This window comes from Leclercia sp. GHBNCSD (assembly GCF_055805075.1).
Window position 1 is genome coordinate 3155998 of the sequence record NZ_JBQVYO010000001.1, and the last position, 15550, is coordinate 3171547.

A 15550-nucleotide genomic window follows, 5' to 3' on the forward strand; every position below is an offset into this window, starting at 1 on the left:
AGAGGCGTACATGGAAAAAACAGTAGCGCTCGCCAGCGGTATTCTTGCGGGGATCGGCGGAGAAAAAAATATACGGCGTCTGGAAAACTGTATGACGCGAGTGAGGGTGGAAGTGCAGGATGACGACAAGCTCGATCCGGCCACCCTGAAAAAACTGCCTGGCATCAGCGGATACGTAAAGCAGGGGGAGCAGCACCAGCTCATCGTCGGGCCGGGTAAAGCCGCGCAGGTAGTGGATGCCATGCGCTCCCTGATGGGCGGGGCGGTGATTGATGATGCCGAGCGCACCAAAGCGCAGGCAAAAGCGAAATATAAAGCCCCGATGAGCGATGCGCTACGCATGCTGGCGAATGTCTTTATTCCGCTCATTCCGGCCTTTATTGCCTCGGGGCTCATCACCGGCATTATCAATATCCTCAAACGCCCGGACATTGTCGGGGATTTCGCGACCCAATACCCAAACCTGCTCGGGATCCTCGGCATTTTCGGCAGCGCGGTCTTTGCCATCATGAACATTCTGGTGGGGGTTAATACCGCCAAAGTGTTTGGCGGCTCGCAGGCGTTAGGCGGGGTGATGGCCGGTATTCTCTCCAGCCCGCAGCTGGCGCAGATCACCCTGTTCGGCGAAGCGCTGCAGCCGGGGCGCGGCGGAGTGATCGCCGTGCTGCTGGTGGTGGTGCTGATGTGCTGGCTCGAGAAAAAGCTGCGTAATGTCCTGCCAGGCTCCCTGGAGCTGATCCTCAACCCGCTGCTGACCACGCTTATCACCGGCAGTATCGCCATCATTGCCCTGCAGCCGCTGGGAGGCTGGATCTCGGAGTCCATTGCCCACGGTGCCTCCTGGGCTATCGATCGCGGTGGGTTCCTGGTGGGGGCGGTGCTGTCGGGTACCTTCCTGCCGCTGGTGCTGACCGGTTTACATCAGGGGCTGGTGCCGATCCACGTTGAGCTGGTGCAGGCGCACGGTTACAACGCCCTGCTGCCTATTCTGGCGATGGCCGGGGTCGGACAGATCGGCGCGGCCATCGCGGTGCTGATGAAAACCCGCAACGCACGCCTGAAAAAGGTAATTAAAGGGGCGCTGCCGGTCGGGCTGCTGGGCATCGGCGAGCCGCTGATTTTTGGCGTCACCCTCCCGCTCGGCAAGCCGTTTATCGGGGCCTGTCTGGGCGGCGCGGTCGGTGGGGCGCTGATCGGTTACTGGAAAGTGGCGACCGTCATCACCTTTGGTATTTCCGGATTACCGCTGGCATTAACCATCGTGACCGGAAAAGTCATGCTCTATCTGTTAGGCTATCTGGTAGCGGTGATCGCCGGGTTCCTGTTTACCTGGCTGTTAGGGTTTAACGATCCAGAGGAGTAAGGTTTGGCAAATAACGAGCGTCGTGTTGTCTTTTTTGACCTGGACGGAACGCTGCATCAGCAGGATATGTTCGGCACCTTTATGCGCTATTTACTGCGCCGACAGCCCCTGAATGCCCTGCTCGTATTGCCCTTGCTGCCAATCATTGGCGGCGTGTTGCTGGTGAAGGGGCGCGCCGCTCGCTGGCCGATGAGCCTGTTGCTGTGGGGGTGTACCTTCGGCCACAGCGAAGCCCGGCTTAAACAGTTGGAGAAAGAGTTTGTCACCTGGTTTCGCAAACATGTCACCGCCTTTCCGGTAGTGCAGGATCGGCTGACAAACTACCTGGACGCCAACGATGCCGACATCTGGCTCATCACCGGCTCGCCGCAGTCGCTGGTGGAACAGGTCTACTTTGATACCCCCTGGCTGCCGCGCGTTAACCTGATCGCCACCCAGATTGGCCGCGCCTATGGCGGCTGGGTGCTGACCATGCGCTGTCTCGGGCATGAGAAGGTGGCACAGCTGGAGAAGAAAATCGGCACCCCACTGCGGCTCTACAGCGGCTACAGCGACAGCAAACAGGATAACCCGCTGCTCTACTTCTGCCAGCACCGCTGGCGCGTTACGCCGCTGGGCGAACTTCAGCAACTGGAATGATTTTGTGATTATGCATAGCGGGTGTGTATAATGCGCCCGCTTTTCAGACTGGAGTATGCTGCGTTGTCCGACCCTGAACTTAATCATGAATACTGGATGCGCCATGCGCTCCAGCTTGCCCAACGTGCCTGGGATGAAGGCGAAGTCCCGGTCGGTGCCGTGCTGGTACACAATAATCAGGTGATCGGCGAGGGCTGGAATCGCCCGATTGGTCGCCATGACCCCACCGCCCATGCCGAAATTATGGCCCTGCGCCAGGGCGGACTGGTGCTGCAAAACTACCGCCTGCTGGACACCACCCTGTATGTCACTCTCGAACCTTGCGTCATGTGCTCCGGCGCCATGATCCACAGCCGGATCGGTACGGTGGTGTATGGGGCGCGGGATGAAAAAACCGGTGCGGCAGGTTCGCTGCTGGACGTGCTCAGCCATCCCGGCATGAACCATCAGGTCAAGGTTATTGGAGAGGTGTTGGCACCAGCGTGTTCGGCGATGCTAAGTGACTTCTTTCGAATGCGGCGTCAGCAGAAAAAGCAGCAAAAGGCAGAATGGAAGTTATCGGGTGAGTAAGCTCCTCCGGTGCCACCACCGGATAGGCCTGGGCCAGCTGCTGGGCTGCCTGCGCCTCTTTCTCTTTCTCCATCAGATACCCCACCAGGCTTATCTGATATTTGCGGATGTTTTCCACGTAGGCGTACGCCTCGTGGCCGCGCGCGTAGCCATAGGTCAACTTGCTGTAATAAGGCTTCTGGCTCAGCAGCGGCAGACGCTGTTTTACGTCTGACCAGCTGTCGGGGTTGCCTTTGGTTTTCGCGGTCAGGGCGCGGGCGTCGATCATGTGGGCATAGCCCATGTTATAGGCCGCCAGCGCAAACCAGATCCGCTCCTCTTCCGGGACGCTCTCCGGCACTCTGTCCATCATCGCCTGCAGGTAGCGCGCGCCGCCGCTGATGCTCTGCTCAGCATCGGTACGGTCGGTTAGTCCCAGGCTTTGGGCGGTATTTTTGGTCAGCATCATCAGGCCGCGTACCCCGGTTGGCGAGGTGGCCAGTGCGTCCCAGTGAGACTCCTGATAAGAGATGGCGGCCAGCAGTCGCCAGTCAATCTCCTGGGCATACTTCACAAACAGGGGCTTCAGCGTCGGCAGGACATTATCCACCGCCCGCAGGAAGCTGCGGGTATCGACATAGTCGAAGCCCTCCCCGTGACCGAGGTACTTCTCCTCCAGACGCGCCAGCGTGCCGTCTTCATTCATCCTGTTAAAGAAATCGAGCATGGCGGCGGAAAGCGTCTGGTCGGCGTCGAGAGGGCTGAACCAGGTGACAGGCTGCTCGTCAGTGACGTCCAGCGCCACGGCCAGCTCCGGGTGAACGCGCTGGAACAGGCTGATGGCAACCGAGTCGGCGATGGTGTAGGGCAGTTTCCCGTCTGTCACCTGCTCCAGCAGCGCCGTGGTGCCGAGCTTCTTATCAACCTTCCAGCTAAGTTCAGGGTACTTTTTTTCTTTCAGCGCCCGAAGGTCGTCAATGACAACATGGCCCGGGGCAACGGTGAGCTGCTCGGCGGTGAGCCCGGCAAGCGTGCGTGGTCGCAGGCTGCCCACGCGATAGACCAGCTGCTGCGAGACAGAGTAGTAGGTTGGGCCTGGCTGATAGTTTTTGCTGCGCTCGCTGTTATAGACCAGGCCAGCAGCCAGCATGTCAGCCTTATCATTGTCCAGGTCGTCAAACAGCTGGCTGATGTTCTGGCGTACCGTAATTCTGAGCTTTACGCCCAGATAGTCAGCAAAATGCTGCGCCAGCTCGTAATCCAGCCCAATGACTTTATCGTTGATCGCACTGTAGGTGAGGGGAGAGGCCACGGTACTGACGCGCAGCTCCCCCCGCGCCTGAATGGCGGCGATGCGATTTTCGGCTTTACCGAACCAAGGGATTGAAGGCCACAGGGCCGCTGCCAACAGCAGGGTCACGATGCCGATGAACAGATAATTAATCTTTAATTTTTTCAATAAGTTGATTCTATGCGCTGTGTATTATTCTGTTGTTTATTGGCCATAGTAAAAACAAGTATTACCAAAGATTTCGCGGCATTTTGCGTAAAGTTGCGCCACTTGGCAACTTATTAGCGGGAAAGGCAACACCAATGGTTAAATGACGACGACGATTTTATTACGACGCAAACGGTTTCGTCGGCGCGCAGGATCCACTATAATGGCGCCCGTTTTCCCCCCTTGCGCACACTGTAAGCGCCTCCGGCGCTTCGAAGACGAGAGACTTATGATGGAAATTCTGCGTGGTTCGCCTGCACTGTCTGCCTTCCGTATCAATAAACTGCTGGCACGTTTTCAGGCGGCCGACCTTCCGGTAAGCAATATTTACGCTGAGTATGTCCATTTTGCTGACCTGAATGCTCCCTTAACGTCAGAGGATTTAGTCCGGCTTGAGCGCCTGTTGAAGTACGGCCCAAGCCTGAGCAGCCATACCCCGAACGGTAAACTTCTGCTGGTTACGCCTCGTCCGGGTACCATCTCCCCCTGGTCTTCTAAAGCAACCGACATCGCCCATAACTGTGGTCTGAGCCAGATTAATCGTCTGGAGCGGGGCGTGGCCTATTACGTTGAAGCCGCAAGCCTGACTGATGAACAGTGGTCAGCCGTGTCAACAGAACTGCACGACCGCATGATGGAGAGCGTGTTCGCCTCTCTCGACGATGCGCAGCAGCTTTTCTCTCACCATCAGCCTGCGCCCGTGCAGAGCGTGGACCTGCTGGGTGAGGGCCGTCAGGCGCTGATTGACGCCAACCTGCGTTTAGGCCTGGCGCTGGCAGAAGATGAGATTGACTACCTGCAGGACGCGTTCATTAAGCTGAACCGCAACCCGAACGACATCGAACTCTATATGTTCGCGCAGGCCAACTCAGAGCACTGCCGCCACAAGATTTTCAACGCCGACTGGATTATCGACGGCGAGCAACAGCCAAAGTCGCTGTTCAAAATGATCAAAAACACCTTCGAGCAAACCCCTGATCATGTGCTGTCTGCCTACAAAGACAACGCCGCAGTTATGGAAGGTTCCGAGGTGGGCCGCTTCTTCGCCGATCGCGAAGCGGGGCGCTATGACTTCCATCAGGAGCCGGCGCATATCCTGATGAAGGTGGAAACCCATAACCACCCGACGGCTATTTCGCCGTGGCCAGGTGCCGCCACCGGCTCCGGCGGTGAAATCCGTGACGAAGGCGCAACCGGTCGTGGGGCAAAACCAAAAGCGGGTCTGGTCGGCTTCTCCGTCTCCAACCTGCGCATCCCGGGCTTTGAACAGCCGTGGGAAGAAGATTTTGGCAAACCAGAGCGTATTGTTACCGCGCTGGATATCATGACCGACGGACCGCTGGGCGGCGCGGCGTTTAACAACGAATTTGGTCGTCCGGCACTGAACGGTTACTTCCGTACCTACGAAGAAAAAGTGGACAGCCACAACGGCGAAGAGCTGCGCGGCTACCATAAGCCGATCATGCTGGCGGGCGGGATCGGCAACATTCGCGCCGATCACGTGCAGAAGGGCGAGATCGTCGTGGGTGCCAAGCTGATCGTGCTGGGCGGCCCGGCGATGAATATCGGTCTGGGTGGCGGGGCCGCCTCCTCAATGGCGTCCGGCCAGTCTGATGCGGATCTCGACTTCGCCTCCGTACAGCGTGACAACCCGGAGATGGAGCGCCGTTGCCAGGAGGTGATCGACCGCTGCTGGCAGCTGGGCGATGCCAACCCGATCCTCTTTATTCATGACGTGGGTGCGGGCGGTCTCTCCAACGCCATGCCGGAGCTGGTGAGCGACGGCAACCGCGGGGGCCGCTTCAACCTGCGCGATATCCTGAGTGATGAACCCGGCATGAGCCCGCTGGAGATCTGGTGTAACGAATCTCAGGAGCGCTACGTGCTGGCCGTTGCCCCGGATCAGCTGCCGCTGTTTGACGAGCTCTGCCGTCGCGAGCGCGCCCCGTATGCAGTGATCGGTGAGGCCACCGAAGAGATGCACCTCTCCTTAAGCGATACCCATTTCGACAACCAGCCGATCGATCTGCCGCTGGACGTGCTGCTGGGTAAAACGCCGAAGATGACTCGCGACGTTGAATCCCGCAAAGCGAGCGGTAAAGCGCTCGACCTGCAGGGTGTGACGATTGCCGAGGCGGTAAACCGCGTTCTGCATCTGCCGGCAGTGGCGGAGAAAACCTTCCTTGTCACCATCGGTGACCGTACCGTGACCGGCATGGTCGCCCGCGATCAGATGGTGGGCCCGTGGCAGGTCCCGGTGGCGAACTGCGCGGTCACTACCGCCAGCCTCGATAGCTACTATGGCGAAGCGATGGCGCTGGGCGAACGCTCCCCGGTGGCGCTGCTGGACTTTGCCGCTTCTGCCCGCCTGGCGGTAGGTGAAGCGCTGACTAACATCGCAGCCACCCAGATTGGCGACATCAAACGTATCAAGCTCTCCGCCAACTGGATGGCCGCAGCCGGTCACCCGGGTGAAGACGCCGGGCTGTACGAAGCGGTGAAAGCGGTGGGTGAAGAGCTCTGTCCGGCGCTGGGCCTGACCATTCCGGTGGGTAAAGACTCCATGTCGATGAAAACCCGCTGGCAGGAAGGTAACGAGCAGCGCGAGATGACCTCTCCACTGTCGCTGGTGATTACCGCCTTTGCCCGCGTGGAAGATGTGCGCCACACCATTACCCCGCAACTCTCTACCGAAGACAACGCCCTGCTGCTGATTGACCTGGGTAAAGGTCATAACGCACTGGGCGCCACCGCGCTGGCGCAGGTTTATCGCCAGCTGGGTGACAAAGCGGCAGACGTGCGCGATGTGGCGCAGCTGAAGGGCTTCTACGACGCCATTCAGGCGCTGGTGGCCCAACGCAAACTGCTGGCCTACCACGACCGTTCCGACGGCGGCCTGCTGGTCACCCTGGCGGAAATGGCCTTCACCGGCCACTGCGGCGTGGAAGTGAATATTGCCTCTCTGGGTAACGATAATCTGGCTGCGCTGTTCAACGAAGAGCTGGGCGCCGTCATTCAGGTACGGGCGGCAGATCGCGAGGCGGTGGAAACGCTGCTGGCGCAGCACGGCCTGGGCGACTGCGTCCATTACCTGGGTAAAGCAGTGACCGGGGATCGCTTTGTTATCGACGCCAACGGCCAGGCCGTCTTTGCCGAAAGTCGCTCCACGCTGCGTATGTGGTGGGCGGAAACCACCTGGCAGATGCAGCGTCTGCGTGATAACCCGGCGTGTGCCGATCAGGAGCACGAGGCGAAAGCCAACGACAACGATCCGGGCCTGAACGTCAAACTCTCGTTCGACATTAACGAAGACATCGCCGCGCCGTACATTGCGAAGGGTGCGCGTCCGAAAGTAGCTGTCCTGCGTGAGCAGGGCGTGAACTCCCACGTTGAGATGGCGGCCGCCTTCCACCGTGCAGGCTTCGATGCCATCGACGTTCACATGAGCGACCTGCTGGCAGGGCGCACCGGTCTGGCCGATTTCCAGGCGCTGGTGGCTTGCGGCGGCTTCTCTTACGGTGACGTGCTGGGCGCGGGCGAGGGCTGGGCAAAATCCATCCTCTTCAACGAACGCGTCCGCGATGAGTTCGAAACCTTCTTCCACCGTCCACAGACCCTGGCGCTGGGCGTCTGTAACGGCTGCCAGATGATGTCTAACCTGCGTGAGCTGATCCCGGGCAGCGAAGCCTGGCCGCGCTTTGTGCGTAACCAGTCCGATCGCTTCGAAGCGCGTTTCAGCCTGGTGGAAGTGACCCAGAGCCCGTCTCTGCTGCTGCAGGGAATGGTGGGATCGCAGATGCCGATCGCTGTCTCCCACGGTGAAGGGCAGGTTGAACTGCGTGATGCCGCGCATCTGGCGGAGCTGGAAAGCAAAGGTCTGGTGGCGCTGCGCTTTGTCGACAACTTCGGCAAGGTAACGCAAAACTACCCGGCAAACCCGAACGGCTCTGCCAACGGGATCACCGCGGTGACCAGCGAAAGCGGTCGCGTCACGGTGATGATGCCGCACCCTGAGCGCGTATTCCGCACCGTCAGTAACTCCTGGCACCCGGAAAACTGGGGCGAGGACAGCCCGTGGATGCGTATCTTCCGCAACGCGCGTAAGCAGTTAGGTTAAGAGATCGTTGTTGTGCCCGGGGGCGCTTCGCTTACCGGGCCTCCAAAAGCCGGATAAATTTTGTAGGCCGGGCAAAGGCAGTGCCGCCCGGCAATTCCTCAGTGTCGCAAATGTGCGACAACTCACATTCTGCGGTGTCGCCAAAAGGCGACACTTAAGTTTTTGATTTTTATAATGGTAGTAAGGATTCTGCCAGAGTGTTGCTGATTAGCGACAGATAGCCTGAAAATCATCACGCGCTGAATAAGTACGCAAAGCTCTATAAATTCATATTTTTCAACACATTAATATTTTTATTTGCATTTTGGCACATCTGTTGCATAATAGTAACCAGTGGCTCATTCACCTTCTTATGTCAGCCCCTTCGGGACGTGCTACATAAACTTCGAATGACGCACAAAAAGGTGCCTGCCGTCCAACTACTGATCATAGCGTTGCTTTATCAGACCCAGGGCGAAACGTCGAGTTAGGCACCGCCTCATTCCGCAACAAAGCCGGGTTTTTAACCCGGCTTTGTTGTATCTGAACGCATGTCCGGCTAGCATCCCCTTACCCCCTCGCGACAGAGAGTAATGCGTTGAAACGCTGGCCAGTTTTCCCTCGCTCCTTACGACAGTTAGTCATGATGGCCTTCCTGCTGATCCTGCTGCCTTTGCTGGTGCTGGCATGGCAGGCGTGGCAGAGCCTGAACGCGCTCAGCGCGCAGGCGGCGCTGACCAACAGAACCACCCTGATTGATGCCCGCCGCAGCGAGGCGATGACCAATGCCGCCCTGGAGATGGAGCGCAGCTACCGGCAGTATTGCGTCCTCGACGACAGAACGCTGGCGCGGGTGTACCAGGATCAGCGTAAGCGCTACAGCGATATGCTCGACGCCCATGCCGGTGTACTGCCCGACGATAAGCTCTATCAGACGTTGCGCCAGGATCTTAACGCCCTGTCCCAGCTGCAGTGCATTAACAGCGGGCCTGATGCCCAGGCCGCTATGCGACTGGAGGCCTTTGCGAATGCCAATACCGAGATGGTTCAGGCGACCCGGTCGGTGATCTTCTCCCGCGGGCAACAGCTCCAGCAGGAGATTGCCGAGCGCGGCCAGTTCTTTGGCTGGCAGGCGCTGGTCCTTTTTCTGCTCAGCCTGCTGTTAGTGGTGCTCTTCACCCGGATGATCATCGGCCCGGTTAAGGGCATTGAGCGGATGATCAACCGGCTGGGGGAGGGGCGCTCGCTGGGCAATACCGTGGCCTTTACCGGCCCGCGCGAGCTGCGTTCGGTCGGACAACGTATCATCTGGCTGTCGGAGCGGCTGTCATGGCTCGAATCCCAACGTCACCAGTTTTTACGCCATATTTCCCACGAACTGAAAACGCCCCTTGCCAGCATGCGTGAGGGCACCGAACTGCTGGCCGATGAGGTTGCCGGGCCGCTGACCCCGGAGCAAAGAGAGATTGTCGAGATCCTTGATGCCAGCAGCCGCAACCTGCAAAAGCTGATTGAACAGCTGCTCGACTACAACCGTAAACTGGCCGACGGCATCCCGGAGCTTGAGCGCGTAGAGCTCGCACCGCTGGTGGATATGGTGCTGTCTGCTCACAGCCTGCCTGCTCGCGCTAAAATGATGCATACTGAACTGGCGCTGGCGACACCCGCCTGTTTAGCCGAGCCGATGCTGCTGATGAGCGTGCTGGATAATCTTTATTCCAATGCGGTGCACTATGGTATTGAATCCGGTACCATTTATGTTCGCAGTTTTACGCGCGGCTCGCGAGTCTGTATCGATGTCGCCAACACCGGAAGCCCGATCCCCGACGATGAAAAAGCGATGATCTTTGAACCCTTTTATCAGGGTAGCCATCAACGAAAAGGGGCGGTGAAGGGAAGCGGCCTGGGGCTGAGTATCGCACGCGACTGTATTCGTCGTATGCATGGAGAGCTTAACCTTGTTACTGACGACCGTACCGATGTCTGTTTTCGCATCGAACTGCCGCTTGAGTCGGAAAAACCACTAAAATGAATCTAAATCTGGTGAGTATGTCACACGTCTTTTCCCGCGCCATTAACGCGGTATTTTCCGGTCACTCTCTCTTTCTGAGCCTTCCCTGCCTGCTGCTGGCCGGGTGCGTCACCAGTACGCCGACCAGTGCCATCAGCGACAAGCAGGGTGAAAAATTGCCTGAGCATCAGCTGGCGGACTTCCTGTCTACCGACTGCAATAATATCTGGCAGCTGCATGGTCAGGAGACCGACAGCAACCCGCTTTACTGGCTGCGCGGCATGGACTGTGCAGATCGCCTCTCACCCGCCGCCGCGCGCGCAGAGGCGAGGGGATGGGACGATGATACCTGGCAGGAGAGTTTTAAGCGCGGGATCCTGCTGGCCAATGCCAAAATTAATCCCGTGGAGCGGCGCCAGTTGACCACCCGGCTGGATGCGCTGAGCCCGCAGATCCCGGCCCAGGTGCGCCCGCTGTATCAGCTGTGGCGACACGGTCAGGTGCTGCAACTGCAGCTGGCAGAGGAGCGTTTCCGCTACGGTAAGCTGCAGCAGACCACCGACGGTGAACTGGATACCCTGCGCCAGCAGCAGCAATACCTGCGGGCGCAGCTGGACACCACAACCCGCAAGCTGGAAAACCTGACCGATATTGAACGGCAGCTCTCCACCCGTAAGCCGGTCAGTAACTATCTGCCGGACGCGCCGAAGAGTGCCGCGTCGCCCGCCGGCACCGAGGGTGATGCGACAGAGCCGAAAAGCGATGCCCCGAAACAGGAGGACGTAAAGCCATGACAAGCCGAAAACCTGCGCATCTTTTGCTGGTGGATGACGATCCCGGTTTGCTGAAGCTGCTGGGGATGCGTCTGGTGAGCGAGGGTTACAGCATCGTGACCGCCGAAAGTGGTCAGGAGGGGCTGAAAGTGTTGGGCCGCGAGAAGATCGATCTGGTGATAAGCGATCTGCGGATGGACGAAATGGACGGCATGCAGCTCTTCACCGAGATCCAGAAGCTCCAGCCCGGCATGCCGGTGATTATTCTTACCGCCCACGGCTCCATCCCCGATGCGGTGGCCGCCACCCAGCAGGGGGTCTTTAGCTTCCTCACCAAGCCGGTGGATAAAGACGCGCTCTACAAAGCGATTGATGATGCCCTGGAACACGCCGCCCCCTCCGGCGACGAAACGTGGCGGGAGGCGATCGTTACCCGCAGCCCGATTATGCTGCGTCTGCTGGAGCAGGCGCGCATGGTGGCGCAGTCCGATGTCAGCGTGCTGATTAACGGCCAGAGCGGCACAGGGAAAGAGATCCTCGCCCAGGCCATTCACAACGCCAGCCCGCGCGGCAAAAACGCCTTTATCGCCATTAACTGCGGGGCGCTGCCCGAGCAGCTGTTGGAGTCCGAGCTCTTTGGACACGCGCGCGGCGCCTTTACCGGCGCGGTCAGCAGCCGGGAAGGGCTTTTCCAGGCGGCGGAAGGCGGCACGCTATTCCTCGATGAAATTGGCGACATGCCGGCGCCCCTGCAGGTTAAACTGCTGCGCGTGTTGCAGGAGCGCAAGGTCAGACCGCTCGGCAGTAACCGCGATATCGACATCAACGTGCGCATCATCTCCGCGACCCACCGGGATCTGCCCAAGGCGATGGCGCGCAACGAGTTTCGTGAAGACCTCTTCTACCGTCTCAATGTTGTTAACCTGAAGATCCCGGCGCTGGCGGAGCGGGCAGAAGATATTCCGCTGCTCGCTACTCAGCTGCTGCGCCAGGCCGCGGAGCGGCACAAGCCGTTTGTCCGTGCATTTTCCACCGACGCCATGAAGCGGCTGATGACCGCCAGCTGGCCCGGTAACGTGCGTCAGCTGGTGAACGTGATTGAGCAGTGCGTGGCGCTCACCTCCTCGCCGGTGATCAGCGATGCGCTGGTGGAGCAGGCGCTGGAGGGCGAAAACACCGCCCTGCCGACCTTCGTTGAAGCCCGCAACCAGTTTGAGCTTAACTATCTGCGTAAGTTACTGCAGATCACCAAAGGCAACGTCACCCATGCGGCGCGCATGGCGGGGCGTAACCGCACCGAGTTTTATAAACTGCTCTCGCGCCATGAGCTGGAAGCAAACGATTTTAAAGAGTGATGCGCTAAATTCCGCCTGAATATGATACTGTGAGCAACCGATTACGAGGCAGCTGACAGGCATAAGTTTAAGGACCACCATGAAAAAGATTGATGCGATTATTAAACCTTTCAAACTGGATGATGTGCGCGAAGCGCTGGCAGAAGTCGGCATTACCGGCATGACGGTGACAGAGGTGAAAGGCTTTGGTCGTCAGAAGGGCCACACCGAACTCTACCGTGGCGCAGAATACATGGTCGATTTCCTGCCGAAGGTGAAGATTGAGATCGTGGTGTCGGATGACATCGTGGATACCTGCGTGGATACCATTATCCGCACCGCACAGACCGGCAAAATTGGTGATGGCAAAATCTTCGTCTTTGACGTGGCGCGCGTGATCCGTATCCGTACCGGCGAAGAAGACGACGCAGCGATTTAATTACCCGTTGTTTGACATCCCGTAGGCCCCTGCAAGCGCAGCGCCGCCGGGCAAAAAAAAGCCCCTCTACTGAGGGGCTTTTTGCATTACAGCACCTTATGCGGGCCGAAGCATTCGTAGTGAATGTTCTCTTTATTCACCCCCAGCTCAAGGAGCTGCGCGGCGGCATACTGCATAAAGGCCACCGGGCCACAGACGTAGAACTGCATCTCCGGGGCGTGGAACTGCTCTTTATGCTCGCTTAACGCCATCAGGCCTTCGCTGTCGAAGCGGGCAGCGGCACGGTCGTCATCCGACGGCAGGCGATACCAGGTATGAGCGGTAAAGTGCGGCAGGCCGGCAGCCAGGCTTTTCACTTCATCAGAAAACGCATGCACTTCGCCATTCTCTGCAGCGTGGAACCAGTTCACCTGCGCCTTATGCTGCGCCTTCGCCAGGGTGTCCAGCATCGCCAGCATCGGGGTCTGGCCGACACCGGCGGAGATCAGCGTCACCGGGGTATTGCTTTCAACAGCCATAAAGAAGTCGCCCGCAGGGGCGGCCAGATGCACCACATCACCCACGCGGGCTTCGTTATGCAGCCATGTCGAAACCTGACCGCCTTCCTCGCGTTTTACCGCAATGCGATAGCTTTTGCCGTTTGGCTTGCGGGTCAGGGAGTACTGGCGGATCTCCTGATGCGGGAAGCCTTCAGGCTTCAGCCACACGCCCAGGTACTGGCCTGGCTGGTAATCGGCAACCGGCTGGCCGTCGACGGGTTCAAATTCAAAGCTGGTGATAAGCTGGCTGCGCGGGGTTTTTTCCACGATACGGAAGGCGCGGGTACCTTCCCATCCGCCGGTCTTACTGGCGTTTTCGCTGTAGATCTGCGCTTCACGGTTGATGAAGACATTCGCCAGCACGCCGTAGGCTTTGCCCCAGGCGTCCAGCACCTCCTGGCCCGGGCTGAACATTTCGTCCAGGGTCGCCAGCAGGTGGGTGCCAACAATGTTGTACTGCTCAGGTTTGATCTGGAAGCTGGTATGTTTCTGAGCGATTTTTTCCACTGCTGGCAGCAGGGCCGGCAGGTTCTCGATGTTGCTGGCGTAGGCGGCAATGGCGTTGAATAACGCTTCGCGCTGATCGCCATTACGCTGGTTGCTCATGTTAAAAATCTCTTTGAGCTCCGGGTTGTGCGCGAACATACGATCGTAAAAATGGGCGGTAAGTTTAGGACCCGTTTCGACCAGCAGGGGAATCGTGGCTTTTACGGTAGCGATGGTTTGGGCATCTAACATAGCAGCTTCCTTCAAATGTTACTTTAATAGTGTATTTTGAATGCATCTTATAAAAAATAACCCTGCTTTGTAAATGGTTCTTTGCAACATGAATTAACTGCATCACAAACCTGAAAAGAATTCCCTTTTGCAGGGCGAGTACGCTATTCCTCAAACCCTTGCGTGGCGGGTAGGTAAACGTTTGCGTAAAATCCTTTGTCAAGACCTGTTATCACTCTGCTAATCAGTTATACTGTTGCCCGTCGTCCATCAGGACTGCCTTTTCAGGCCAAAATTTACTTGTTAGCTGAGTCAGGAGATGCGGATGTTAAAGCGTGAAATGAACATTGCCGATTATGATGCCGAACTGTGGCAGGCTATGGAGCAGGAAAAAGTACGTCAGGAAGAGCACATCGAACTGATCGCCTCCGAAAACTACACCAGCCCGCGCGTGATGCAGGCGCAGGGCTCTCAGCTGACCAACAAATATGCTGAAGGTTACCCGGGCAAGCGCTACTACGGCGGTTGCGAGTATGTCGATGTGGTTGAACAGCTGGCAATCGACCGTGCAAAAGAGCTGTTTGGCGCTGATTACGCTAACGTGCAGCCGCACTCTGGCTCTCAGGCTAACTTCGCTGTCTATACCGCACTGCTGCAGCCGGGCGATACCGTACTGGGTATGAACCTGGCGCAGGGCGGCCACCTGACTCACGGCTCCCCGGTTAACTTCTCCGGCAAACTGTACAACATCATCCCTTACGGTATCGATGAGTCCGGTAAAATTGACTACGCCGACATGGAGAAGCAGGCCAAAGAGCACAAACCGAAGATGATCATCGGTGGTTTCTCTGCCTACTCCGGTGTTGTTGACTGGGCAAAAATGCGTGAAATCGCAGACAGCATCGGCGCATACCTGTTCGTCGATATGGCACACGTTGCCGGTCTGATCGCCGCAGGCGTCTACCCGAACCCGGTTCCACACGCACACGTTGTCACCACCACTACCCACAAAACCCTGGCCGGTCCGCGCGGCGGCCTGATCCTGGCGAAGGGCGGTGACGAAGAGCTGTACAAAAAACTGAACTCTGCTGTCTTCCCAAGCGCGCAGGGCGGCCCGCTGATGCACGTTATCGCGGCAAAAGCCGTGGCGCTGAAAGAGGCGATGGAGCCAGAGTTCAAGGTTTACCAGCAGCAGGTTGCTAAGAACGCCAAAGCGATGGTGGAAGTCTTCCTGAACCGCGGTTACAAAGTGGTCTCCGGCGGGACTGAAAACCACCTGTTCCTGCTGGATCTGGTTGATAAAAACCTGACCGGTAAAGAAGCTGACGCTGCCCTGGGCCGCGCCAACATCACCGTTAACAAAAACAGCGTACCAAACGATCCGAAGAGCCCGTTTGTGACCTCCGGTATCCGTATCGGTTCTCCGGCTGTCACTCGCCGCGGCTTTAAAGAAGCGGAAGTGAAAGAGCTGGCGGGCTGGATGTGCGACGTGCTGGACAACATCAACGACGAAGCGGTTATCGAACGCGTGAAAGCGAAAGTGCTGGAGATCTGCGCCCGCTTCCCGGTTTACGCATAAGTCTGCCTCGCAG

Annotated in this window: 11 protein-coding genes; 9 read left to right on the forward strand and 2 right to left on the reverse strand. The window is 58.1% G+C overall.

Annotated elements, in window-relative coordinates:
* The first annotated feature begins 10 nt into the window (after positions 1–10).
* Genes ACT3IC_RS15215 through tadA form a run of 3 tightly spaced genes read left to right on the forward strand, consistent with a single transcriptional unit; the run spans position 11 to position 2572 of the window.
* On the forward strand, positions 11–1363 hold the full coding sequence (locus ACT3IC_RS15215) for a PTS transporter subunit EIIC (RefSeq protein ID WP_473478025.1): 1353 nt from the start codon (positions 11–13) through the stop codon (positions 1361–1363).
* Between the two features lie 3 nt (positions 1364–1366).
* Positions 1367–2002: a phosphatidylglycerophosphatase C gene (yfhb, locus tag ACT3IC_RS15220; protein WP_103180746.1), complete on the forward strand. Its 636-nt coding sequence runs from the start codon at positions 1367–1369 to the stop codon at positions 2000–2002.
* A 30-nt stretch (positions 2003–2032) separates the two neighbouring features.
* Positions 2033–2572 (forward strand): tRNA adenosine(34) deaminase TadA, encoded by a 540-nt coding sequence (gene tadA / locus ACT3IC_RS15225; protein ID WP_103180745.1) that lies wholly within the window; start codon positions 2033–2035, stop codon positions 2570–2572.
* Here the strand turns inward: tadA and mltF are convergent.
* Positions 2460–4010 (reverse strand): membrane-bound lytic murein transglycosylase MltF, encoded by a 1551-nt coding sequence (mltF, locus tag ACT3IC_RS15230; RefSeq protein WP_156655040.1) that lies wholly within the window; start codon positions 4008–4010, stop codon positions 2460–2462. The two genes, tadA and mltF, sit on opposite strands and share 113 nt — an antisense overlap.
* A gap of 268 nt (positions 4011–4278) precedes the next feature.
* On the opposite strand from mltF, the gene purL reads away from it, so the two are divergent.
* The 5 genes from purL to glnB all read left to right on the forward strand — a co-directional run bounded on the left by purL (position 4279) and on the right by glnB (position 12702).
* Positions 4279–8166 carry a phosphoribosylformylglycinamidine synthase gene (gene purL / locus ACT3IC_RS15235; RefSeq protein WP_473478029.1) on the forward strand — a complete coding sequence of 1296 codons (3888 nt, stop codon included), beginning with the start codon at positions 4279–4281 and terminating at the stop codon, positions 8164–8166.
* 577 nt (positions 8167–8743) lie between these two features.
* Positions 8744–10177: a two component system sensor histidine kinase QseE/GlrK gene (gene qseE, locus ACT3IC_RS15240; RefSeq protein ID WP_263950336.1), complete on the forward strand. Its 1434-nt coding sequence runs from the start codon at positions 8744–8746 to the stop codon at positions 10175–10177.
* The gene (gene qseG, locus ACT3IC_RS15245) at positions 10174–10950 is read left to right on the forward strand and encodes a two-component system QseEF-associated lipoprotein QseG (RefSeq protein WP_103180740.1); all 777 of its coding nucleotides are present in this window, start codon (positions 10174–10176) and stop codon (positions 10948–10950) included. Before qseE ends, qseG begins: the two co-directional genes overlap by 4 nt.
* The gene (gene glrR / locus ACT3IC_RS15250; protein ID WP_103180739.1) at positions 10947–12284 is read left to right on the forward strand and encodes a two-component system response regulator GlrR; all 1338 of its coding nucleotides are present in this window, start codon (positions 10947–10949) and stop codon (positions 12282–12284) included. Before qseG ends, glrR begins: the two co-directional genes overlap by 4 nt.
* A gap of 79 nt (positions 12285–12363) precedes the next feature.
* Positions 12364–12702 carry a nitrogen regulatory protein P-II gene (gene glnB, locus ACT3IC_RS15255; protein ID WP_003860685.1) on the forward strand — a complete coding sequence of 113 codons (339 nt, stop codon included), beginning with the start codon at positions 12364–12366 and terminating at the stop codon, positions 12700–12702.
* A gap of 86 nt (positions 12703–12788) precedes the next feature.
* On the opposite strand, the gene hmpA is transcribed toward glnB, so the two are convergent.
* On the reverse strand, positions 12789–13979 hold the full coding sequence (hmpA, locus tag ACT3IC_RS15260) for an NO-inducible flavohemoprotein (RefSeq protein WP_103180738.1): 1191 nt from the start codon (positions 13977–13979) through the stop codon (positions 12789–12791).
* Between the two features lie 304 nt (positions 13980–14283).
* Here hmpA and glyA point away from each other — a divergent pair, with 304 nt between their 5' ends.
* Positions 14284–15537, forward strand: a complete 1254-nt coding sequence (gene glyA, locus ACT3IC_RS15265; protein WP_103180737.1) for a serine hydroxymethyltransferase — start codon at positions 14284–14286, stop codon at positions 15535–15537.
* Positions 15538–15550 lie beyond the last annotated feature (13 nt).

Bases quoted from the DNA above. Each gene is read 5' to 3' on its own strand.
- glnB (WP_003860685.1), top strand. From the start codon at position 12,364: ATGAAAAAGATTGATGCGATTATTAAACCTTTCAAACTGGATGATGTG.
- tadA (WP_103180745.1), top strand. From the start codon at position 2,033: ATGCGCCCGCTTTTCAGACTGGAGTATGCTGCGTTGTCCGACCCTGAA.
- glyA (WP_103180737.1), top strand. From the start codon at position 14,284: ATGTTAAAGCGTGAAATGAACATTGCCGATTATGATGCCGAACTGTGG.
- qseG (WP_103180740.1), top strand. From the start codon at position 10,174: ATGAATCTAAATCTGGTGAGTATGTCACACGTCTTTTCCCGCGCCATT.
- hmpA (WP_103180738.1), bottom strand. From the start codon at position 13,979: ATGTTAGATGCCCAAACCATCGCTACCGTAAAAGCCACGATTCCCCTG.
- purL (WP_473478029.1), top strand. From the start codon at position 4,279: ATGATGGAAATTCTGCGTGGTTCGCCTGCACTGTCTGCCTTCCGTATC.
- glrR (WP_103180739.1), top strand. From the start codon at position 10,947: ATGACAAGCCGAAAACCTGCGCATCTTTTGCTGGTGGATGACGATCCC.
- ACT3IC_RS15215 (WP_473478025.1), top strand. From the start codon at position 11: ATGGAAAAAACAGTAGCGCTCGCCAGCGGTATTCTTGCGGGGATCGGC.